The organism is Nocardia xishanensis NBRC 101358 (genome assembly GCF_001613365.1).
Classification (GTDB): Bacteria; Actinomycetota; Actinomycetes; order Mycobacteriales; family Mycobacteriaceae; genus Nocardia; species Nocardia xishanensis.
This window is the reverse complement of sequence record NZ_BDCF01000010.1, coordinates 59,660-81,502: the sequence shown is the minus strand read 5'-3', so window position 1 is coordinate 81,502 and position 21,843 is coordinate 59,660. Positions and strand designations below refer to the sequence as shown.

Here is a 21,843-nt window from a genome sequence, read left to right as displayed (position 1 = left end):
CCGGTCAGCGGGATTTACAACCCGCCCAACGGGATCCAGCGTTTGGGTGCGGCGGCCTCTTGGTGCCTCAGATCGACTGCCGGGATGGATTAGCGGTCAGTCGTAGTCCCCATCTCGTGCCCGGAGAGCTCGAAGTCGAGCACGCAGCTTGTCCAGATCGTCTGCTGTACTCGATCATGTACTCGTCGTCCGAATCGATGCCGCGGGTATCTTCGGCGCGCTCGGCGAAGTGCTCACGCAGCGCAAGCACGTGGGTGCTGCTGAATCCCCACCAGCTTTCCGCAAGACCACTCGTCTCGATTCGCGGTTCTAGCGGTGCTCGAGAATCGAGAGATACAGGCGGGTCGCGACGGCCTCGGCATCCTCGGTGCGCGGGTCGCTGTAAGTCTGGGCGCCCGCGAGGTTCGCGGCGTAAGTCCGGGCAGCGGCGGCGAGGACGGACATGAGGCCGGAGGATCGCTGAATGGGCGACTTCGCGGCCCACGCAAGAGTTCTCACCTCGGCGGGGAGCTCATGTTCGGCAGCGATCCGCAACGCCAGCTTGTCGACCTGACGGCCATCGTGCACACCGAAAAGCACCGGCGGAGCGAACCGTTCAGCCACCTGCCACCACCGCACGGTCTGGAATACATGAACGAGCCGATCGGCATGCTCATCGAGAAGCGCCGGATAGAAGTTGGGCACCAAACGCGCTTCCCGGAAATTCGCCGCCGTCTCGGCGCGGATGAGGTGATCGAGCTCGACCCGCGCCTCATCGGAGCCCACCGCGTACGACAGCTTCCGCCCTCCACCGAAGATCGCGTCAGCGCCACTGCCGGTGAGAATCGCACCGAGGTCGTCGATGATGCCGAGGCGGCGACGGGCAGCGAGAATCGGTATCCCAGCCGTGACTTCCCACAGTTCCGACGTACCGAGTCGCGCCATCACCTCCCGCGCAAGATCGACCACCTCGGCCGCAGAAAGCCGGATGACATCATGACGAAGCCCCAGCGCCTTCGCCACGACGGCCGCATTCGCCTCATCGGACTGTCCTTCGGTCACGACCGTAATCGCATTCGGTCTCGCGCCAAGCGAAACCGCCACGGCCGCAACATATATCGAATCCACGCCACCGCTGAGCAGAACAGCCGGTGCCCCGCCGAACCCGTCCAGCACCGCCGCGATACGTGAGCGAGCTTCAGCAGCAACGCTCTTCGCGGCTACCTCTGGATCAATGACAACCCGCGCCCCTGGATTCGGCTGCACGATCGCGTCACCGACCAGATCGGTGACGAACTGAAGCGGTTCGGAAGTCTGTGGCGCCCAATATGCTACGTCGGTCATGCCACCGTTCTAGCCGCACCGTGCCAGTCGGGGCTTATCGGCTCGTGGCAGAGGGGTGGATCTCGGTCCCGAAACGGGACGAGCCCTCCCGCACCGAAGTGCGGAAGGGCTCGAGACACCTTGCCGTACGACGGCTTACACGTCGAAGTAGAGCTCGAATTCGTACGGGTGCGGACGCAGGTTCACCGGAGCGATCTCCTGGGTGCGCTTGATGTCGATCCAGGTCTCGATCAGGTCCGGGGTGAAGACGTTACCTTCGGTGAGGTACTCGTGGTCCTGCTCGAGGCGGTCGATGACCGACGCCAGGCTGGTGGGGGCCTGCGGGATGTTCTTGGCCTCCTCCGGCGGGAGCTCGTAGAGGTCCTTGTCGACCGGGGCCAGCGGCTCGATCTTCTTCTTGATGCCGTCCAGGCCGGCCATCAGCATGGCGGCGAAGGCCAGGTACGGGTTGCCCGAGGAGTCCGGCGCGCGGAACTCGATGCGCTTGGCCTTCGGGTTGTTGCCGGTGACCGGGATGCGGACCGCCGCGGAGCGGTTGCGCTGCGAGTACACCAGGTTGATCGGGGCCTCGTAGCCCGGAACCAGACGGTGGTAGGAGTTCACGGTCGGGTTGGTGAACGCAAGCAGCGACGGCGCGTGGTGCAGGATGCCGCCGATGTAGTGACGCGCCATGTCCGACAGACCGCCGTAGCCGGCCTCGTCGTGGAACAGCGGCTTGCCGTCCTTCCACAGCGACTGGTGCACGTGCATGCCCGAGCCGTTGTCACCGAAGAGCGGCTTCGGCATGAAGGTGACGGTCTTGCCTTCCTGCCACGCGGTGTTCTTCACGATGTACTTGAACAGCTGCAGGTCGTCGGCAGCGTGCAGCAGGGTGTTGAAGCGGTAGTTGATCTCCGCCTGGCCCGCGGTGCCGACCTCGTGGTGGCCGCGCTCGAGCTCGAAGCCCGCGTTCTGCAGGTTGGTCGAGATCTTGTCGCGCAGGTCGACGTAGTGGTCGTACGGCGCGACGGGGAAGTAACCACCCTTGTTGCGGACCTTGTAGCCGCGGTTCAGGGTGCCGTCCGGGTTGAACTCCGCGCCGGTGTTCCAGGAGCCGGAGATCGACTCGATCTCGTAGAACGCGCCGTTCATGTTCGACTCGTAACGGATCGAGTCGAAGACGTAGAACTCGGCCTCGGGGCCGAAGTACGCGGTGTCGGCGATGCCGGTCGACCGCAGGTACTCCTCCGCCTTGCGCGCGATGTTGCGCGGGTCACGCGAGTAGGCCTCGCGGGTGAACGGGTCGTGGACGAAGAAGTTCAGGTTCAGCGTCTTCGCGGCGCGGAACGGGTCGATACGCGCGGTGGAGTAGTCGGGGAGCAGGAGCATGTCCGACTCGTCGATCGACTGGAAGCCGCGGACGGACGAACCGTCGAACGCTAGACCCTCTTCGGCGAGGTCAGCCGTGAAGGCCTTGGCCGGGATCGAGAAGTGCTGCTGCACACCGGGAAGATCGCTGAAGCGGATATCGACGTACTCGATGTCCTCTTCCTTGATGTACTGGATGACCTCATCGGCCGTGCTGAACGTCACTTGTTCTCCTTACGGATCGGTTCCCAGCCAGTGTCGATTGCATGGGTTCGTCGCGACCAGACGCTATGGATGCGGTGTTTCCCTACAGTCAAGGCTGTGTTTCGCCAGTGTTACACGTGCGGCTGGTCGGGTGGCGATGGCCACCCTGTCTCGCCAAGCATGGTAGTCCTGTCGTTCGCGACGCTTCCTGTGAGGCTGAACTCCTCTTATGCGGTGCTGGGCGCGGGAGAGTTGCCGCCTATTCTGGAGGCCATGGCGCGTATCACCGGATCCTGGCTTTCCGGACCCTCTGCGGACCCCGGGGACTCGGCTACGTCCGAGTTTCCCGGCGAACTTCTCGGGCTTCCCCGCGAGGGAGCGGGCTCGCTGGCCGGGATGGGCCGCCGGATCGCGGCGCTGTTCGTGGACTGGATGATCGCGGTCGGCATCTCCGCGCTGATCGTGCGCGGTGTGAACGCGAACCTTCCGCTGCTCATCTGGTTCGTCATCGGCGTTGCCGCGGTGTCGCTGTTCGGCTTCACGCCGGGGCAGTACTTCCTCAGGTTGCGAGTCATCCGGATCGACGCGGCCGCGCCGGTCGGCTTCGTGCGGGCGTTGGCGCGCCAGGTACTGCTGATTTTCGTGGTGCCCGCGCTGTTCACCGACGGAGACGGGCGCGGTATGCACGACCGGGCGACGGGGACCGCGTTGGTCAAGTCGCGGTAGGACCGCGGGCAGCCGGGACGCGCTGGAGACGATTTGTCCTGGGGCGTCACCCGAGTCGCGGTAGGACCGGGAAGCCGGGACTGCGCAGGTCAACCCTCGCTAGAGCGGCGCGTCGGGAAGGCGCTGGTCGAGTCGAGACGGAACCGCCGCCGCTCGAACGCGGCGGTCGGATCGGGCGTTGCCACGAGCCTGCTGGCTGAACCCGCCGCGGTGAGCATGGTGGGCCGTGGTGAGCGCAGTGGAAGGCCTCTCAGGCCGCCTGCCCTCAGCTTTCCTGCTCCCAGGGAGCGAGCAACTCCCGGGTGAACATGCCGCCCACCGCGATCGAGCGGAGAGAAGTGGTGGTTCGACGCGGCGAGTCGACCGCCATTCCTCTCCGCTCGATTTACTCGAGCCACGCGAACGTGGCGACAGGGCCCTAGCGAACCGTCCGCCCCAGGAAGTCGCGAATCAGTACGGCGATCTCGTCCCCGTGGGTCTCCAAGGCGAAGTGCCCAGCATCGAGGAGGTGCATCTCCGCGTCCGGAAGGTCGCGAAGGTAAGCGCGGGCGCCTTCGGCCCCGAAGATCTCGTCGTGTTCGCCCCAGGTGATCAGCACGGGCGGCCGATGCTCGGCGAAGTACTTCTGGAAAGCGGGGTAGGAGTCCAGGTTGAACTGGTAGTCCCAGAAGAGCTGAAGCTGGATCTCCTTATTGCCAGGACGGTCGAGGTAACTCTGGTCCAGGGTCCAGGTGTCGGGACTGACACGGTCGCGACGGTCCTCGGGAACGCCGTGCAGGTACTGCCATTCCGTGGCGTCGAGTTCGAGGAGCTTGCGCACCTCGCCTTCGTTGGCGGCGCGGTCCTTCGCGTGCGCGAAGAGGATGTCCCAGAACGGCGTGAACCCCTCGAGGTAGGCGTTGCCGCTCTGCGTGATGATCGCGGTGACTCGCTCCGGCTGGCGGCTCGCGATGCGCAGTCCGATCGGGGCGCCGTAGTCCTGGATGTAGAGGGCGAAGCGGTCGATGCCGAGGGTGTCGAGGAGTTCGGCGGTGATCTCGGTGAGCTTGTCGAAGCTGTAGTCGAATTCGTCGACGCGCGGCATGGACGACCGGCCGAAGCCGATGTGGTCGGGAGCGATCAGGTGGTAGGCGTCGCCGAGGTCGCGGAGCAGATTGCGGAACATGGCCGAGCTGCTGGGGAATCCGTGCAGCAGGACCAGGGTGGGGTTCGCGGGATCGCCCGCCTCCCGATAGAAGACGGTGAGGCCCTGGATCTGGGCGGTCCGGTGGTGGACGACAGTCATGACTTCTCTCCTAGGGTCGATGTCGAACATGGCTAACCATTCAAATTAGTTTGAACAGTTAGATACGAGTCCGCTCTTCCCGCTTCGGAGAGGTTTTTTCCACGGCCGCGGCAGCTGCCCGCCTGACCAGGCACATCCCGAAAAAGACGAAGGCCCGCGTCCCGGAATGTGGGACGCGGGCCTAGCGTAAGCCGTTCTCAGCGCCTGCGAATCGTGCGCTGCACACCGCGCATCTTGGCGCCCGCGGGCATCGGACCCTTGGGCAGCGCGGGCCCGCTGCGCGAGCTGAGGGCGGCGAGCCTGCCCTCGATGTTGTCCATGCGCTTGGTGTCGATGTTGCGCGGCAGCTTGGTCAGGTAGCGCTGGAGTTCCTTCAGCGGGACCTGCCCCTCCTCGTTGCCGACGATGACGTCGTAGATCGGGGTGTCGCCGATGAGCCGCGCGGTCCGCTTCTTCTCCTGGGCGAGCAGCGACTTGAGCCGCTGTGGTGAACCCTCGCCGACGAAGATCACGCCGGGCAGGCCGATCACCCGGTGCACCGCGTCCAGCTGGGTGGTCGCCGCGACGCCGTTGCTGACCCGCCACTTGCCCTGAAGGTTGTCGAGCACCCACGCGGCCGCGCCCGCCTGACCCTCGGCCTTGGCGTAGACGTTCTTCTGCACGCGACGGCCGAAGACGATGAACGCCACCAGCACGCCGAGCAGGATGCCGATCGGAAGCAGGAACCACTGCAGATCGAAGATCAGCCCGATGACCAGGAACAGCAGGGTGATGCCGAGCACCGCGCCGATCATCAGGGGCAGCAGGAGCTTGTCTTCCTTGCGCTGCATCTGGAACGCCTGCCAGAGCTGCTGGCGCCGCTCCTTCGACGCCTGCTTGCGCGCCGCCTTCGCCGCGGCCTTCGCTTCCTTCGACGGGTTACCGCCCTTGCCTGCTGCCATGTGTTTCAGAATAGTGGCCGCCGAGCTCAGCATTTGCGCCGGGACAGGCGACAGTTTCGAAGGGTGATCAGCCTTTGCTGTTTTCCCGGAGCGCACCGGCGAGCTGCGAGGGCATCGGCTCATGGCGCGCGTAGGTCCTGCTGAAATCACCGGTCCCGTGCGAGAGCGAACGCAGGTCGATCGCGTAGCGGCTGAGTTCCAGCTCGGGCACCTCGGCGCGGATCCGCGTGCGCCCGGTCCCGTGCGGTTCGGTGCCCAGCACCCGTCCACGACGGCTCGACAGATCGCTCAGCACCGGCCCGAGGTAGTCGTCGGAAACCACGACCCAGACCTCGGCGAACGGCTCCAGCAGATCGATGCCCGCCGTGGCCGCCGCCTCGCGCAGCGCCAGCGCGCCCGCGGTCTGGAACGCGGCATCGGACGAGTCGACCGAATGCGCCTTACCGTCGAACAGCGTGACCCGCACGTCCACCAGCGGATATCCCGCGGCGACTCCGCGCGCCGCCTGCGCGCGCACGCCCTTCTCCACCGAGGGGATGAACTGGCGCGGCACCACACCGCCGACCACCTTGTCCACGAACTCGATTCCCGAGCCACCGGGTAGTGGTTCCACCTCGATCTCGCACACCGCGAACTGCCCGTGCCCGCCGGACTGCTTCACGTGCCTGCCGCGCGCTTTCGCGCTGCCCGCGAACGTCTCTCGCAGCGCGACCTTGTGATCGACGGTGTCCACCTGCACGCCGAACCGGGTGCGCAGCCGCTCCAGCGCGACATCACGATGCGCCTCGCCGAGGCACCACAGCACCAATTGGTGTGTCTGGCTGTTGTTTTCCACGCGCAGGGCGGGATCCTCCGCCGCAAGCCGGGCCAGACCTTGTGAGAGCTTGTCCTCGTCGGCCTTGCTGTGCGCTTGAATCGCGATGGGCAACAAGGGATCCGGCATCGGCCAAGGCTCGATCACCAGCGGTTTTCCGGTGCCGGACAGTGTGTCGCCGGTTTCGGCGTGGCCGAGTTTGGTGACGTAGGCGATGTCGCCGGCGATGGCCTCGCCCAGCGGGCGCTGCTGCTTGCCGAAGGGCGCCGTCACCGAACCGACGCGCTCGTCCACGTCGTGGTCGGGATGTCCGCGCTCGGCCAGCCCGTGTCCACAGACGTGCACGGTGTCGTCGGCATGCAGAGTGCCGGAGAAGATCCGCACCAGCGACACCCGGCCCACATAAGGGTCGGAAGCGGTGCGAATGACCTCCGCGGCCAGCGCGGCCTTCGGGTCGCAGGCGAGCGGGGTCGGCGCGGCGCCGTTGGTCGCCGGGGCCGCAGAGACGACGTGTTCGGTCGGAGCGGGAAAACCGCCTGTGATCAGGTCGAGCAGCTCCATCGTTCCCAGACCCTGCCGCGCGCCCTCCGGCGCGGGTGCGCCGAACAGCACGGGATGGAAACTGCCGCGAGCCACCGCGCGCTCCAGATCGCCGACCAACGTGTCCAGTTCTATGTCCTCGCCGCCGAGGTAGCGCTCCATGAGCGACTCGTCCTCGCTCTCGGCGATGATGCCTTCGATGAGCCGATTGCGCGCCTCTTCCAGCTCCGCGGCCTGCTCCGGCGACGGCTCGCCGCGCACTCCTTCACCGGAGGCATAGTCGGCCACGCAGTTGGGCAGCAACTCGATCAGCCCCGTGACCGGCCGATGCCCGTCAACGCCGCGCGGCCCGTACACCGGCAGATGCAGCGGCAGGATGTTCTCCGACGCCCCGCCGCCGAGCACCTCCCGGCACGTCTGCACCATCTCCTCGAAGTCCGCGCGCGCGGTGTCCAGGTGCGTGATGACGATCGCGCGCGGCATGCCGACGGCCGCGCACTCCTCCCACAGCGCACGCGTCGCCCCGCTCACCCCCTCCGCGCCCTCTGCCGCCGAGATGACGAACAGCGCCGCGTCCGCCGCGCGCAACCCCGCCCGCAGCTCGCCGACGAAATCCGCGTATCCCGGGGTGTCGACCAGGTTGACCTTCATCTCCTGCCACGCCAGCGGCACCACCGACACCTGCACGGACCGGTGCTGCCGATGTTCGATCTCGTCGTAGTCCGACAGCGACGTGCCGTCCTCCACCCGCCCCGCGCGATTCACCGCGCCTGTCGTCAGCGCCATCGCCTCGACCAGCGTCGTCTTCCCCGCCCCGCTGTGACCGACCAGGACCACGTTCCGAATGCGTTCCGGCCGATCCACCGTCACTGCTCTGCCGTTGCCCCCGGCAGGTCCACTCGATTTGTCCACCATGTGTCACGCTTCCTCGCCTCGACACCGCGGTTATATCGAGCTTCCCACCATCGGTAGCCGTGCGTCCACGAATCGGGGGGAGAAGGGCGATGAGCTGGCCGGACGGGCCGCAGATCCCGCGGTGGTCGCACAAGATCGACTCGGTGATCGCGGGATCTCGATGGAACCGATCGGACGGCGGTCGTGTCAGAGGAAGAAGGCGAGACCCACAACGTCGTGAGCTGCGCGTCGCCTGCAGTGACGTAGGAGTTCGAGGAGGAGGGGTTGATGGAGGTATTGGATCCGAGCCGTGCCGCGGAGGACATCGCACGCATAGCAGCGGATTTCGAGCGTCAGGCCAAGAGTTTCGAGCAGTTGCGCGAGCGGATGGCGACGCTGACGGTCACCGAGACCAGTCGCGATGGGCGAATCGGTGTGACGGTGGACAACAACGGCGTGCCTACCGACATCGCGCTCGCCGCCGGCACCCGCGGCATGGACCCAGCGGTGGTCTCGGCCGAGATCATGTCGTGCCTGCGGCGGGCCCAGGCGACGTTACGCACCCAGGTCGCGCAGACCGTGAACGACACCGTGGGCGAGGATCCGGCGGGCACGGCGATCGCCGATCAGTATGCGCAGCGCTTTCCGAAAGCTGGACGAACATCGCCAACGAACTCACCAGCATGAGCGAAACCTGGAAGAACGGTCTGGAGAAGGACATCGCGACTTGGACCGGTAACGCGGGGGACGCATACCGGAACCGTGCCACCGACATGATCGATCAGATCCTCGGAGCCGGCGGGGTCGCGGCCAGCCTCGGGGAGGCGATGCAGATCGTGGCGGACATCGTCAAGACGTTCCGCAAGATGGTGCAGGACATCCTGGCCAGCCTGCTGGGCGCTCTGATCGGTTACACGATCGAACTCGCACTCACGCTGGGCGGCGGGGCCGCGCACGTCATCGCGTCGGTGTACGGACGGTTCGCGCGTGACGGTTTCAAGATCTCGATGCTGCTCGTCGAGATGGCCAGCGCCTTCAAAGACGTGAACACCCTCATGCAGGCCGTCATGGGTGTCATCAACGCCCTCCTCGGCAAGCAGAATCAGCCGCAGACCGCGTAGCCGAGACCTCGCAGGTATGTGCCTCGAGCAGCCTGTGCATATGGAGAGATGAAACCCTGATGAGCTACGAACAACAGCCCGGTGCGCGCTTCGGAACACCCGGCACTGGTTCCTCCGCGGGTGCCCCGCCGACCGGACCGTCGGGTCACAACGGCGCTGTCGGGTATCCCGGGCACAACATGCCGCCGCACAGCGGGATTCAGCCGCAGCACGGATTCTCTGGTGTCCCGCCGCACGGTAGCGCGTACATGGCCCCGCCGCCCGGCACCATCGGCCCGCACGGGTTCCTGCTGAAGCACGGGACCGCCGTCGATCCGGTCGACGCTTATCGTCCGGGGCGAGGTGAGACGGGAATCCTCCTGGATGCTCGATACTTTCGATGGTGGATCGCCGCCAACGCATACGCGTCCGCCCACCCACGGATTTTCGTGGATGGTGTCGAGGTGCCGGATGTGGCTTGGGGGAGGACGCACATCCCAATGACACCTGGCCTGCACCACGTCGAAGTCTCGACCAGTAAGCCGAAGTGGTGGTACGAATGGATCTTTCAGGCGTGGGTGCGGGATATGGGGTTCGCCGATACGGTGGTCCCTGTCGTCTCAGGCCACTGCACAACGGTCCACTATCGCTCCCCGGCGTTGTACATACTGCGCGGTGCGATCGGTCCCCAGCCCATGCGATGGCCGGGGTTGAACTGGATCAGGTTCAGTTGGGTGATCACCGCATTACTGGCGGCATTCGTGGGGTTGATGCTTGTCGGGGTCGTCCTAAACATCCTCGACTGACCGCCGCGATGTAGCGATTCGACGTGCTCGGCCGCCACGTTCGCCGCACAGCGGCGACCGGCGGCGTGAGTGCCTGGCGGGCCCGATCTGCAGAAGGGTCTACGGCGCATGGAGCCGAAACTTGACGTGCCGAGCCTTCCCGGGAAGAGTGCCCGGGTGGCTGTCACGACCGATGTGTCCCGAACGACGTTGCGCAAGACCACCCTTCGGCTGGTGCCCTTCCTAGGCCTGCTGTATTTCGTCAACTACCTAGACCGCGTCAATATCGGATTCGCGGGTCCGAGCGGAATGAAGGCCGATCTCGGGCTGACCGAGACGGCGTTCGGATTCGCTTCCGGCATCTTCTTCATCGGCTACTTGCTGCTCGAGGTACCGAGCAACCTCGCGCTGCACCGGTTCGGTGCGCGCCGCTGGATCGCCCGCATCCTCCTCAGCTGGGGCGCGGTCGCCACCGCGATGGCGTTCGTACCCAACGAAACCGTGCTCTACATCTTGCGTTTCGCGCTGGGCATCGCCGAAGCCGGATTCTTTCCCGGCATCCTGCTGTACCTCACGTACTGGTTCCCGCGGTCGCAGCGGGCGAAGATCGTGGCGTTGTTCATGGTCGCCGTACCGGTGTCCACGGCGCTGGGCTCGACGGTCTCCAGCCTGATAATCGAATACGGTGAGGGCATTCTCGGCCTCAGCGGGTGGCGGTTCATGTTCCTCGTGGAGGGCATTCCCGCGATCCTGCTCGCGGTCGTGACGTGGTTCTATCTCACCGACAGTCCCGCATTGGCACGCTGGCTCACCCCTGACGAACGCCGTTGGCTCAGTAACGAACTCGCCTCCGAACACGAAGCCGTGGAACAGGCCGAACACTGGACGGTGCGGAAAGCGCTCACCCATCCCCGCGTCTTCGGTCTGGCGCTGATCTACGGCGGCGTCGTCTACGGATTGTACGCGCTCGGCTTCTTCTTGCCGACCATCATCAAAGGATTCGAGGAGCAGTACGGCGTCAGCTATTCGGTCGTGCAGCGCGGCTTGATCAACGCGGTGCCCTACCTCATCGGGGCCGTCGTGATGGTCTGGTGGAGCAGGCACGGAGATCGCACCGGCGAACGTGCTTGGCACGTGGCACTACCCGCGCTCGTCGGCGGCCTCGCCATCCCTGTCGCGCTGTACCTCGGCAACCCGTTCGCTGCCATGACCGCGGTAACCGTCTGCGCAGTGGGAGTACTCGCCGCGCTGCCGACCTTCTGGGCGTTGCCCAGCGAATTCCTCTCCGGCACCGCGGCGGCGGGCGGGATCGCGCTGATCAATTCGATCGGGAACGTCAGCGGATTCGCTGCGCCGTATGTGACGGGTTGGTTGAAGGATTGGACCGGGACGCAGCGAGCCGGACTGTGGGTGGTCGGCGGGTGCATGGTGGCGTCGGCTCTGGGTGTGCTGGCGCTGCGGGGACGGGTTGGCCGGCGAGGTGAGGCGCAGCCTGCGTAGATGGAGGCATCCCGGTCCGTTCGGCGTCTCTCGATCGACCTGGCGCCATTGTGGACTGCGCTGCATCGGCGGCTCTCGACGGGGCGTCAGATCACCCGATTGGAAATTGAACATCGGTGATCAAACCGCTATCGCGGATCTTCTCGGATCGACCAGGGGACCCGGCGAATACCGGATGGTCGACGTCGCCGAGCTGAACGCGCTGCTGCTCGACTCCGCCGGGTTCGATGCTCGCGCCGTTGTCGAGCAGTTGAGCGGACCTATCGGAAATCGGTCCGCTGAGCGTGCGGCCGCTGCTGCTGCCCGCCACGAAGGACCTCGGCTCACGAGTGGTGCAGGTATGGGGAGCTGGGTGGGATCGGGATCCACCAGATCGTGGGCGGGGATGGCGATGATGCGGTGACGACGGCGCGGTTCACTTGGGATGGGCGAGAGCTGCTGTCGGTGTGATGAAGCGAACGGCCTTCCGCCGCGACCTTTGCAGCCGCTCAGCGGACACCCCTATCGAACTCTCGAGTGGGCTGTTCGCGATGCCGGCACGGCGGCGTCGAACAGGCTCACGCGGCATCTAATCGATGAGTCCTGCTGAAAGCCAGTTTTGTTTCACAAGCTGCGTGATTGCGGCGGCGATATGTTCCTCGGTGAAAAGCATCCCCTTGCGTTCCGTCCAGGCCTGGACATACTCGATGATCTCGTATCGGTTCCGGGACTTGCCGTGCACCGCGGCCCAATGGACGCTAGCCAGCAGTTCCATGCCATACATGCTGTTGAAGCCCTCGGACAGCGCGATGACTCGCTCGACGCGCTGTGTCGCCGCGTGATGATCGGCGAGTATCGAATCGGAACGATCGGCAGCATCCGGTATCACGCGAATTGGCTCGGATTCCAATGCCCTTCGGCTGCCATCCCCGAATCCGGTGATGAAATGACCCTCGATTTCGCGTAATGTCTTGCGCAAATTGTCGGCGTAAGGCCCGTAGCGCCCCTTCGTGAATTCTAGCCTTAAATCCTGTCCCGCATGCTGCAGGAAGTAGACCAGCTTGTGTAGTTCGACCTGACTTGCCGCGCGCATGGCGGTGTCTTCATATACCTTCAGGAGCTTGAGGACGGCGGCTCTGGCGATGGTCATCCTCGGCGCCGCCGTGCGAGTGATCATCTCGGCCGCTGGAGGGGCGCCCTCAGGCGGATAAACCCTGATTTCGGTGTCGGCCGCCGTGGGTTCGAGTGCCGTCCAGATCAGCGGCGCAACATCATGCCAGGACAAGCCGCCATTTCCGCAGCCAAGCGGGGGAATGGCAATGGAACGGATCTGATATGTGCGGATGACCGTCACAAGGTCTTTCAGTCCAGCTTCGATATCAGGAAGCTTGCTGGGTGAGCGCCAATGCCGCTTTGTTGGAAAATTCAAGATGAACCGCGGACCGCTCAGCGCTCCGGTTTCCCAGACAAATATTTCGCCGATCCTGATCCGACCTGCCTTGGCTGCGCATTCATAGGCGTGGAACATATCGGGGTAGGCACGGCGGAATTGCAGGGCGATGCCCTTGCCCATCACTCCGACCGTGTTGACTGTGTTGACCAGTGCGTCGGCATCGGCGCGGAGGAGGTTCCCGTGTTCCTCCCGAATCATGTCGTCCTCCATCCCCTAGAAGTACCAGCCGGGTCTGACATCCACCTTGGGTACCGGGCTGCCGGACCCCATGATCTGCCTGACCTCGGCCGCAACCTCGTCGGATCGAGTCGCTATGAACAGGATGCTATCCCACGGGACACGCCGGTGAACGAGCAACTCTGCCTGCCGACGTTCGCACCGGTCTGGGTACTCGTCCACATCGTGCCAGTACGTGCTCCTCATCAACGGCCAGTCCACCAGCTGTCGGAGCTCCGTGCCGTCGGCGGTGAAGCGTGCGTAAGCCGCGAGTGCATGCCTGTCGGTGCCGAGCACTGGAAGGTCGCGCCCGCGCAGTTCGGCCTCGGTAGTGGCCAAGTACACAATGCGATCGCAACCGTCGGTATATCCCGCGACGCGTCCTTTGTTGATCGCGTACAGCATCGGGCTGCGAGGGGCGAAGTAGAAGGGAACATAATCGGATAAAAATCCGCCTGGGGGTATCGGCACTGTCCGGGCGGCACGTTGCTGCTTGAGGTGGCTGTGCCCGATCGGGATAGATGTCAGCCCATTCGCCGAGGCGAGGGTATCGCTCCAAATTCCATGCGCCATCATCGATGGAACATGTTCGAGACGGGTGATGTGAAAGACCCAAATAGGCGATGGGCGTTGCATCATCGGCCGCCCCTCGCATTAGCTGTGCGCGCCATCTCAGTCCCCCTGTATGTCGTACCACCCGCCCCCTCCCGGGCCGACAGACTCGACCACGCCGAACCACACCCCACGTGGCGAGTGGTCACCGTATCACGGAACGTGTTGTGCTACTTGATTGTTGCTAATGATATCGGCGGCATCGCGATGGCTGCGGCCGGACTCGCAATATGGTCAACTAACGCGGCATTGCTCGCCAGGGGGCAGCGGTCCACGGCCCCAAGTGGTTCCAAGCTCGTTGATCGCGGCGAGCCCTTGCTCACCGATGGGATCCGGAGGTGTGCATCGGGTCATCGCTACTGTCACGTGCCGCTCGCAATAGACCTGATTCAACTCCAGACCGGTCGTACGTGCAGATACATGAAGAGGAAGGGCGGGCCCCGCCGCAGTCACCTGGTGTATCGGTTCGCAGAGGCAGAGCAGCATGGCGATCGGTACGTGGCACGACGGCGGGAAACGCCACAGCGGAGCGGACTGTGACGTCTCGCTCCGCTGTTGCGGCCAACACTTTCGATCAGGCCGAGATCGTTCCACTCCAAGACGTGAACGACCGTCCCTTCGACTGACAGCTGAAGCTGCCGTGGAAGCCGGACTCGCAGCGCGCCCCCGCGTACTCGATGTAGGAGCCCCACTGCCAGTCGCCGGTCTTGACATCCCTTAGTGGCGGGTTGCCGCCAGGCAGGGTGTACGGCGTGCCCGGATCGAAGGTCGGGTGCGCGGGCAGGAACGGCTGGTCGATGACGATCTCGTTCACCGTCAGCAGGAAGGGCAGGAAGTTGTACTGCAAGCGCGTCGGTGATCCGAGATCACAACCGACAGTACCGTTGTCGTAGATCGCGCAGTTCATGCCGCCCGCGCTGAAGAACACCGGCCCCGATTCGGCGTGCGCGGTCGCGGCCAGCACCACCGGCGCCACCGCGGCCGCCGCCGCAACTCCGGCGATCTTCCTCACAATGCGGTTCATACGTACTCCTCGGACTCGATATGGCCGAACAGGTCGTTAGGTCTGTCGACCTCGGGAAGGTATTCGTTTCAGTTGGCGATCGTGGACCGGCACGCCCGACACGCCAGCCCTTGCGTCGCCAATACCCTGCTCTTACAGTGCCTTTCGATTCGCGAGGCGCCGCGGCGGCGAATAACGTTGAGCCGTCGATTGGCGTGGACGCGATGGAGGTGGCCGTCGATGCTGGTCATCAACGAACGAACGGCGATACCGAGATCCGAGCAGCGAGTGCTCGAGTGGATGCGGACATGGACGGGCCAGTACGTCATTGTGGGCCTGGCCATTTCGGGCTGCCACATCCCCGAGCGCGATCACAGAGGACGCGCGCAGGAAGCGGACCTGTTGGTGATCACACCTCGAGCGGTCGTGGTCCTAGAGGTCAAGGGCATGGCTCCGGACGCGAGCGCGGGAACCCTCACCGTCCAGGCCAACGGCCGCTGGCGGCTGTCGGGGTTCGAGGGCGATCCGATCCACGTCCGTGAGCAAGACACCAGCCCGTTCGACCAGGTCACGAACAACGTCTTCAACCTGAAGGCGCTGGTGAGCTCGCGTCATCCCGACGCGTTCGTCGACGGTCTGGTCGTCGTCGTGCCGCCGCGGGAATCGACCGTGACGTTGAACGTCGAATCGCGGCGACACGGATGCGGCGTCGTGCTCGGCTCTACGCCGGGCGATTTGCGTGCCTGGTTCCACCGCACCGCGGGCCGGCGGTTCGTGTGGACCGCAGAGGACGTCCACGCGCTGCTGGAGGAGCTGAACTTCGGCGACAAGGTGTCGATCGAAGAGCTTGTAACCGAGGGTTTTCCGCGAGAGCGCAAGCCACTTCTCGACAAGGTGCCCGACCGACGGCCGCGCGAACAGCAGCCGCCCTGGATCGAGCCCGACCCCGACGTCGAGCCGATCCGGACACCACGCAGGTCCGAGGGCGGCGGGCACGCACCGTTGATCGAACCGGAGGACGCGGAGACGGCGGAAGCCGCGTTCCCGCTACCGGCGGAAGCGTCCGCTCCTGCTCTGGAGGACGGCGCGGAAGCGACACACTCCGCAGTGGCACTGGAAACCCACCGGTCCTCGCACTCAGACGAGGCCGACACACAGCCATCGCCGGAGGGCTCGGTTCTGGTCGAGGACGACATCAAGCCGTCGCTCGCCGAGCAGACCGAGACGCAGTCGTCGGGAGGCGTTGTGCTGATCAAGGACAACCCCCGCCCCGCACGCCCCGAGCACCCGGTGTCTACGCTCCCCGACAGCGCCACGGAATCGCAGTTCACCGACCGGTGGTCATCCTGGATACTGCCGGAGACCGAAGCTCCCCGCCCGCAAGCCATTTCGTCGGTCATCCGCGAACCAGCCTGGTTCACACCCGAGACCGAGCCACAACCGCTGCGCCGCCTCCGCCCAGCACCCGTCCCGGAAACGCGGCGCAGCGTCGAGATCCTCGGACGGACGATTTCTCTTCCGCAAACGTTGGAGAGCACCGGAGTTTCTTCGGCGTTGCGCGACAACCATCGCGTCCAGCAACTGGCTGCCTGCGCCGTAGTCGCCCTGACTCTCTGCGCGATTTGGCTCATGGCGTCTACCTGCTCGGCGAGGCCCGACAGCGCGAACGAACCAGCCCGACCCGTTTCGCAGTCGGAAGTCGTTCCGCCGCCAGGGCAGGTCGCCGAGCAGTCTGGCGCGGGGCCGATGGCTGTACCGCCTGTCTGCTTTCCGTTCCCGCCCGAATGCTGAACGTCAGCGATCAAGTTGGGGCTTGCCGCTAGGGGACGCCGCGAAAGGTGGCGTCCCATCACATCGGCTCCTTTCGTCGATTGACTCGCACGCGGCAACCGTCACACCGATGGTTCTGCCGTCTCATTCGACGCTGTGGGTCGCTGCTACCTGGTTCTTTGTGCTTCTTTCCGTTGACGTTCTCCATAGCAAGGTTGGACGTACCGAGTTGCGATCGGGTTCCTTTCAGTTCTGAATCGGTCGACCGCGACTCGCTCGCCGCACTAGACCGAACGCAGACCGCCAGGCATGGAGTGAGGCGTCTGGCAGGTGGATGACAGACCGAACTACAAGGTCGTCGGGGGTCGAAGCGCTTGCTCGGAAAGGAAGAAGTGTGTCGGAGCGTCAGACGTTTGCCGCGACGCGGTGATGGGACAGGTGCGTGAGGATGGCCTGGTTGGCCTCCCAGCCGTCGGGAAACTTGACGGGAACGCCCAGGTGCACGGGTTCGGCGGAGGGGTGGGCGTCGAGGAGCTCGGGAATGCCGGCGCGTCCGACGAGGATGCAAGCGTGACGGTGGCGGGAGGCGAGAACGCAGAGACGTCCCGCTTCTAGGTGGAATGCACTGGCGTCCCGGCGGCCGGACAGTGGGTGCAGGACCACGGTGACATCGTATTCGCGGCCTTGCAGGCGGTTGGCGGTGTCGACGGTGACCGTTTCGGCCGGGGTTCCACGCAGTGCGGTGCGCACGGCATCAGCCTGGTCGCGGTGGGCGGTCCCGACGGCGACTCGTTCGGCCGTCACCGGGCGGGAGCCTTGTTCGGAATGGGCTGTCGCGCCGCGTTCGAGCAGGCGGCAGGTGATCTCGGCGATCGCGCGGACGGCTTCGCTGTCGGTGCGCAGGGTGTGACGGGCGGGCAGTTCGTACCAGCCCCAACCGTGTTCTGCCGCTTCATCGAGCACGTCGTCGATCGCGCCCCGCAGCCCGGCCGCTGCGAATTCCATCCGGCGATCGTGGATTCCGGTTCCTGCTCGGAATTCGTTGAAGGGGTAGAACGCCTTCGAGACCACCGGCGCCGCCGTCGCGGACAGCCGCCAAGACACGGGCAGGCTGTGCACGGGGATGTCGTCGTTGTTCGCCAGCATCACGCTGACCGCACTCATCGTGGGATCCCAGTCCAGGCCCGCCCACCGACCGACCTCGACTGTCGCGAACGGATCGAGCTGGCCCGGGTCACCGACGAACAGTCCGTGATCGAAACGATTCGCGATGCGCAGCAACATATCCGATCGCATCTGGTACGCCTCGTCGACGATGGCGTGCGGCCACCGCCCATCGTCGATCGTCGCCCATTTGGCCGCGGTGCCGATGAGAATGGTGCTCTCGGTGAGGTCCGCGACCTTCTGTCCGACGGTCACGCTCGGCCGGTCGATGCGTTCCGGCTTGAGATACCCCGCGCGAGACAACCTTCCGATACGCAGCGCGGGATCGGCGGTGGCCAGGCGATCGATGAGATCATCGACCTGCTCGTTGGTCTGCGCGACGACGATGTGCTGCCCACCGGATTCCGCGAGCTGTCGCGCCGCACGCACAACGAGCGTGGATTTGCCTGCGCCGGGCGGTGAATCGACCACGACGGCGCGGTGCGAGGTGTCGGCGAGGTCGGTGAGAATGCCGTCGACGGCCGCGTCCGCTGTTCGCATCACAGTTCCTCGATGGGTTCGGAGTCCGGCGTCCACTCCGGCGGCGGGCCGCCGTGTGTCCACGGAGTCTCTTCGCGAGCGGGAAGTTTCGCGGGCGGCCCGCCACTACCGATCTTGAAACCGGCGAAGCAGACAGTAGCGCCGAGCTCGGGAACCGACCCTGGGCGGGCGACCTTCCCGCTGCCCATCCCGCCGGACAGTTCAAGCACGACGTAGTCGTGATCGCCCTCCACCGGCAACACCGTTGCCGTCTGGGTGGGATTGCCGACATTGCAGAATTCATCGCCCTCGGCCGCGATGAGCGGATCGGCGGTACGCACTTGCAGGATCGGGCGCAGCAGGGGACGGTTCTTCTCACTCATCACAACGCGGAGCGGATCGACACCGATGACGGTTCCCACGAAAGCCGTTCCGGCCAGGCGATGTTCGACCATGACCCGAGGATCGTCGAAAGCCTTTTCCGCCTCGTACTTTTCGAGTGCTCGCTCGCGATCGAGAAGCTTCCGCACGGCTGACACCGCCGAATCCCGCCGCGCTTGGGGCACACCTTCGGACACCGATCCGGCGAAGTAGGAGAACGACCCGACGTCCTCGTTCCACCGCCGGGCGACTCGCGCACCGGCCGGGAGTTCACGCAGCAGCGCGAGCCCCTGCCACATGAGCTGCCAGGTCGGCTCGACCTGGGCATGCAGCGCGCGTTCGATGCGCCGTGCTGCAGAGGATTTCGCCGCGTCGTCCTCGGCCGCGTCGTATGCGGCGATGAGCGGGGCAAGCTCTTCATTGTCGAAGCCGGGGTCGGTGGCGGGACCGGCGGGCGGCACCGACAGCGGGTCTTCAGCCCGCGCGGCGGCCTCGGGGCCAGTGCTGCCGGGCGGAGGAGCGATCCACCCGAGCAGCGCCGCGAGGTTGGCGTCCTCGAGGGCGGATTGGCCGGTAGCCCAGTGCGCCGAGAGCGCCGAGGTGAGGGGAACCAGCGTGCTGGACCCGGGATGCTCGGCGCGATCACAGAACCACGTGAGCCAACGGCCGAGCAGCGGAATCGATTCGGGGACAGCATTTTCGCCCTCGGTTCGGTGAAAACGCACCGAGCGACCGAGTAATTTCAGGAATCCCACTCCGCCCGAGTTCGGCACCCACAGCTGAGGTGCGTCGACGCACCGCTCGTAGGTTTCTCCCGACTTGGTGGTCACCTGCTCGGTGCTCTCGGCGTAGGCAGTGAGGTAGGGGAGCACGATATCGGCGAGTTCGGCGAGGAAGCGCAGGCGCAGCACGCGGTCTCGTGGCTGCGGCACGGTCAGCAGTGTCGGTGCGGCGGGATCGGTGCCCACCATGACCGCCAGCGGTGCGGCGGCCTCACCTGCCAGCTTCAGCGGCACCATGACAAGCGGATTGTCCGAAAGGTGGGTGTGGCGCACGTCGGCGATCGGCTGGGCGCGGCCCGCGCGTACGGCGTACAGGCGGGCGAGGGCGGTCAGCGCACTCATTTCTGAGGCTCACCGTCGCTCAGCGTCGGCATGCGTGTCGCGCACCGGCGACCGATGCACTTGCTCACGCGCCGCTTCCTGGTCGGTTCGCCCATGCCTGCACTTCCTGACGCTCCGCTCCCGCATGCGCGATGCGCGCTGGCACATGATTCGCTCACTCCGTTTGCTCATCCGGCGATCTCCAGCCGAAGCCGATCGGCTTGCCGCAGCATCCGGGTGATGTCGGCGAACTCGGGCCCGAGGTCGCGCGAACCATCGGCGACGGCGAGCACGGTGTCGATGTCATCAAGGCCGCCGAGATCGTCGCAGACACCGCGGCCGAGCGCGTCCACCGAGCCGGTCGTCCGCGCGGCATCGCGGCACGCGAAAGCCAGCTCGCACGACGACATGCATTCGGGCGCGTACCGGGCGGGGATATCGGCGATCGTCTTCGCAAGATGCTCACCGGGCGCGAACGACGCACCCTCCGGCAGGGTTTCGATCAGCTCGCTGATGGACGTCAGCCGCGACAGCTGACGCGACACGACCGCGATCTGCTTGCGCAAGTCGACCAGCTCGGCGGTGGGCCGGTTGGTGAAATCCCTGGTGCAGACCAGGATCACGTTGTGCGACACGAGGTCCGGCGATTCGCCGATCTCGGTCATGAGTTCGCGCAGCGCGATGACGTAGACGGCAGACTGCCGCGCCGCCGCGGCGACCTGCATCGGATCGGCCTGCCCGTCGACCACGGGGAACGACTTGATCTCCACCACGTGGAAGCGACCGCCGATCTGCAACGCGACCACGTCCGGCTCCAGATAGGCGGTGGCGCCCGCTATGTCCAGCCGCAGCATCGGATGGTCGAACAGGGTGCCCTCGCCGGAACTGATCGCGTGGGCGAGCAGCTGACGAGTCCGTTTGTAGCGCACGGCATTACCCGCGTTGTCACCGACCGAATTCAGATCGTGATAGGCGACCTCGGGAATAGGGAGGTGCAGCTTGTCGCGCAGCAACGCGAGCAGCTCCGCGCAACCGTTCTCCTTCACCATCGCTTCGAACGCGTTGCCCCGCGTGATCGCGAACTGCGACTGACCGAATCGGGGCGGAAAGCCCAGCTCCCTGGCGATGGCTGCCTTGTCGGCCGCCGCCGCGTCCAGCAGCGCGCGCCGTGCGCAGCCGGGATTCGCCGTCAACGCCGCAATGGTGCGGGCATTGTGGCGGCACGCCGGCGCTGCACCGCGCAGCTCATCCAGCCGTGCCGAAAGTGTGTTCATCCCACCTCGTTTCGTCGTCTGCCAGCCACACCGAGCCGGACACCGAACAACCGGGAGGCCTCATCGAGCTGTTGACTCGCACGTCGCGCGGCCTCGGCGCGGCGGCGGGTGTCCTCGTCGCGGTGGACCGCGAGCTCTCTCGTGGCTGCGTCGATCACCGCGACAGGGTCGATCGTGTCCGGCGAACCCTGGACGCCGGGAACGGAAACCGACAGCTTCCACAACACCCGTCGCGCACCGGGTCCGCAGTCGGGCTGAGCGGCAATTTGTTCGGCGAGCCGGACGGTCGCCGTGAGCAGATCCACACGCGGACTGAGCGGCCCGATCATCCGCTGCGCCAACGGCCAGGTGCTCACCGCCATCAGTCCGCGCGCCGGGGCGAGGTGATCGGCGGTGAGGGCCGCGCAGATGTAGTACGGGCGCGTGAACGGCGAGGCGCGGAACGACCGCTCCTCGTCGCGGCGCAGACTGGTCAGCCGGGCGGGAGCGATCGCGCCGGAGAAGAACGATTCATGGACCGCCAGAACCAGTTTCGGCGAAGCGGGTGCGCCGATCAGCGTGAGCGCGCGATGAACGTGCTCGCGGATCGGCATCGCGGCCGCTTCCGTCCGTTCCGGGGGCACCTCCGCCTGCGGCGTCTCGGCCCCGAGAACGGCTGAATCCCAAGCGTCCTCGGTCCGCCGCAACTCGGCTCGGAGTTGGCGGGCGGTCGCGCGATCCCCTGCGGTCACCGCGCGCCGCACCTCGGCACGCAGCTCAGTGATGCGCGCCTCCAGCTTCTCGGCGGCGTCGGTCATGGCGCGAGCGTATCCATATCTTCCAGTGAAATCCAGTAACTTCCAGCATTTACCCGGAGTCGGAGTGCGGTGACAGCGGTAGTGCTGTCCGCACGGTATCCGCCGGGGCCGAC

Annotated in this window: 19 protein-coding genes; 7 read left to right on the top strand and 12 right to left on the bottom strand. The window is 65.6% G+C overall.

Features of this window, described 5'->3' with window-relative positions; genetic code table 11:
* Positions 1-309: 309 nt before the first annotated feature.
* Together NX1_RS10880 and glnA are read right to left on the bottom strand one after the other, a co-directional pair.
* Entirely contained in the window at positions 310-1,323 is a 1,014-nt protein-coding gene (locus NX1_RS10880; protein WP_084501319.1) for an asparagine synthase C-terminal domain-containing protein, read from the bottom strand.
* A 135-nt stretch (positions 1,324-1,458) separates the two neighbouring features.
* Positions 1,459-2,895 carry a type I glutamate--ammonia ligase gene (gene glnA / locus NX1_RS10875; protein WP_068057272.1) on the bottom strand — a complete coding sequence of 479 codons (1,437 nt, stop codon included), beginning with the start codon at positions 2,893-2,895 and terminating at the stop codon, positions 1,459-1,461.
* 252 nt (positions 2,896-3,147) lie between these two features.
* On the opposite strand from glnA, the gene NX1_RS10870 reads away from it, so the two are divergent.
* Positions 3,148-3,600, top strand: a complete 453-nt coding sequence (locus tag NX1_RS10870) for an RDD family protein (protein WP_068057414.1) — start codon at positions 3,148-3,150, stop codon at positions 3,598-3,600.
* 418 nt (positions 3,601-4,018) lie between these two features.
* On the opposite strand, the gene NX1_RS10865 is transcribed toward NX1_RS10870, so the two are convergent.
* From NX1_RS10865 to NX1_RS10855, 3 genes are all read right to left on the bottom strand, one after another.
* A complete protein-coding gene (locus tag NX1_RS10865) occupies positions 4,019-4,885 on the bottom strand; it encodes an alpha/beta fold hydrolase (protein ID WP_068057270.1) in 867 nt (288 codons plus the stop codon).
* Between the two features lie 197 nt (positions 4,886-5,082).
* Positions 5,083-5,826, bottom strand: a complete 744-nt coding sequence (locus NX1_RS10860) for a DUF4191 domain-containing protein (protein WP_068057412.1) — start codon at positions 5,824-5,826, stop codon at positions 5,083-5,085.
* A 67-nt stretch (positions 5,827-5,893) separates the two neighbouring features.
* Positions 5,894-8,095, bottom strand: coding sequence for an elongation factor G-like protein EF-G2 (locus tag NX1_RS10855; protein ID WP_068057268.1), 2,202 nt, complete (start codon positions 8,093-8,095; stop codon positions 5,894-5,896).
* A 267-nt stretch (positions 8,096-8,362) separates the two neighbouring features.
* Between NX1_RS10855 and NX1_RS10850 the strand changes: the two genes are divergently transcribed.
* The 5 genes from NX1_RS10850 to NX1_RS38680 all read left to right on the top strand — a co-directional run bounded on the left by NX1_RS10850 (position 8,363) and on the right by NX1_RS38680 (position 11,862).
* Complete coding sequence (locus tag NX1_RS10850) at positions 8,363-8,761, top strand: YbaB/EbfC family nucleoid-associated protein (RefSeq protein WP_068057266.1); 399 nt, start codon at positions 8,363-8,365, stop codon at positions 8,759-8,761.
* Complete coding sequence (locus NX1_RS10845) at positions 8,758-9,195, top strand: hypothetical protein (RefSeq protein ID WP_068057264.1); 438 nt, start codon at positions 8,758-8,760, stop codon at positions 9,193-9,195. The genes NX1_RS10850 and NX1_RS10845 overlap by 4 nt, the downstream gene beginning before the upstream one ends.
* Before the next feature lie 59 nt (positions 9,196-9,254).
* Entirely contained in the window at positions 9,255-9,980 is a 726-nt protein-coding gene (locus tag NX1_RS10840) for a hypothetical protein (protein WP_157119670.1), read from the top strand.
* A gap of 156 nt (positions 9,981-10,136) precedes the next feature.
* Complete coding sequence (locus NX1_RS10835) at positions 10,137-11,459, top strand: MFS transporter (protein WP_068057260.1); 1,323 nt, start codon at positions 10,137-10,139, stop codon at positions 11,457-11,459.
* Between the two features lie 175 nt (positions 11,460-11,634).
* Positions 11,635-11,862, top strand: a complete 228-nt coding sequence (locus NX1_RS38680; RefSeq protein WP_373864874.1) for a hypothetical protein — start codon at positions 11,635-11,637, stop codon at positions 11,860-11,862.
* Between the two features lie 165 nt (positions 11,863-12,027).
* Here NX1_RS38680 and darG read toward each other — a convergent pair whose 3' ends face one another.
* The 3 genes from darG to NX1_RS10815 all read right to left on the bottom strand — a co-directional run bounded on the left by darG (position 12,028) and on the right by NX1_RS10815 (position 14,743).
* The gene (gene darG / locus NX1_RS10825; RefSeq protein ID WP_068057407.1) at positions 12,028-13,089 is read right to left on the bottom strand and encodes a type II toxin-antitoxin system antitoxin DNA ADP-ribosyl glycohydrolase DarG; all 1,062 of its coding nucleotides are present in this window, start codon (positions 13,087-13,089) and stop codon (positions 12,028-12,030) included.
* 15 nt (positions 13,090-13,104) lie between these two features.
* Complete coding sequence (darT, locus tag NX1_RS10820; protein WP_068057256.1) at positions 13,105-13,746, bottom strand: type II toxin-antitoxin system toxin DNA ADP-ribosyl transferase DarT; 642 nt, start codon at positions 13,744-13,746, stop codon at positions 13,105-13,107.
* A 547-nt stretch (positions 13,747-14,293) separates the two neighbouring features.
* Positions 14,294-14,743 carry a hypothetical protein gene (locus tag NX1_RS10815; RefSeq protein ID WP_084501317.1) on the bottom strand — a complete coding sequence of 150 codons (450 nt, stop codon included), beginning with the start codon at positions 14,741-14,743 and terminating at the stop codon, positions 14,294-14,296.
* Positions 14,744-14,962: 219 nt separating this feature from the next.
* Between NX1_RS10815 and NX1_RS10810 the strand changes: the two genes are divergently transcribed.
* Complete coding sequence (locus NX1_RS10810; RefSeq protein ID WP_068057254.1) at positions 14,963-16,513, top strand: nuclease-related domain-containing protein; 1,551 nt, start codon at positions 14,963-14,965, stop codon at positions 16,511-16,513.
* 384 nt (positions 16,514-16,897) lie between these two features.
* Here the strand turns inward: NX1_RS10810 and NX1_RS10805 are convergent, their stop codons facing one another.
* The 4 genes from NX1_RS10805 to NX1_RS10790 all read right to left on the bottom strand — a co-directional run bounded on the left by NX1_RS10805 (position 16,898) and on the right by NX1_RS10790 (position 21,730).
* On the bottom strand, positions 16,898-18,196 hold the full coding sequence (locus NX1_RS10805; RefSeq protein WP_068057252.1) for an AAA domain-containing protein: 1,299 nt from the start codon (positions 18,194-18,196) through the stop codon (positions 16,898-16,900).
* A complete protein-coding gene (locus NX1_RS10800; protein WP_068057250.1) occupies positions 18,196-19,680 on the bottom strand; it encodes a hypothetical protein in 1,485 nt (494 codons plus the stop codon). Before NX1_RS10800 ends, NX1_RS10805 begins: the two co-directional genes overlap by 1 nt.
* A 167-nt stretch (positions 19,681-19,847) precedes the next feature.
* Positions 19,848-20,933, bottom strand: a complete 1,086-nt coding sequence (locus tag NX1_RS10795; protein WP_068057248.1) for a hypothetical protein — start codon at positions 20,931-20,933, stop codon at positions 19,848-19,850.
* The gene (locus NX1_RS10790; protein WP_068057246.1) at positions 20,930-21,730 is read right to left on the bottom strand and encodes a hypothetical protein; all 801 of its coding nucleotides are present in this window, start codon (positions 21,728-21,730) and stop codon (positions 20,930-20,932) included. The genes NX1_RS10795 and NX1_RS10790 overlap by 4 nt, the downstream gene beginning before the upstream one ends.
* Positions 21,731-21,843 lie beyond the last annotated feature (113 nt).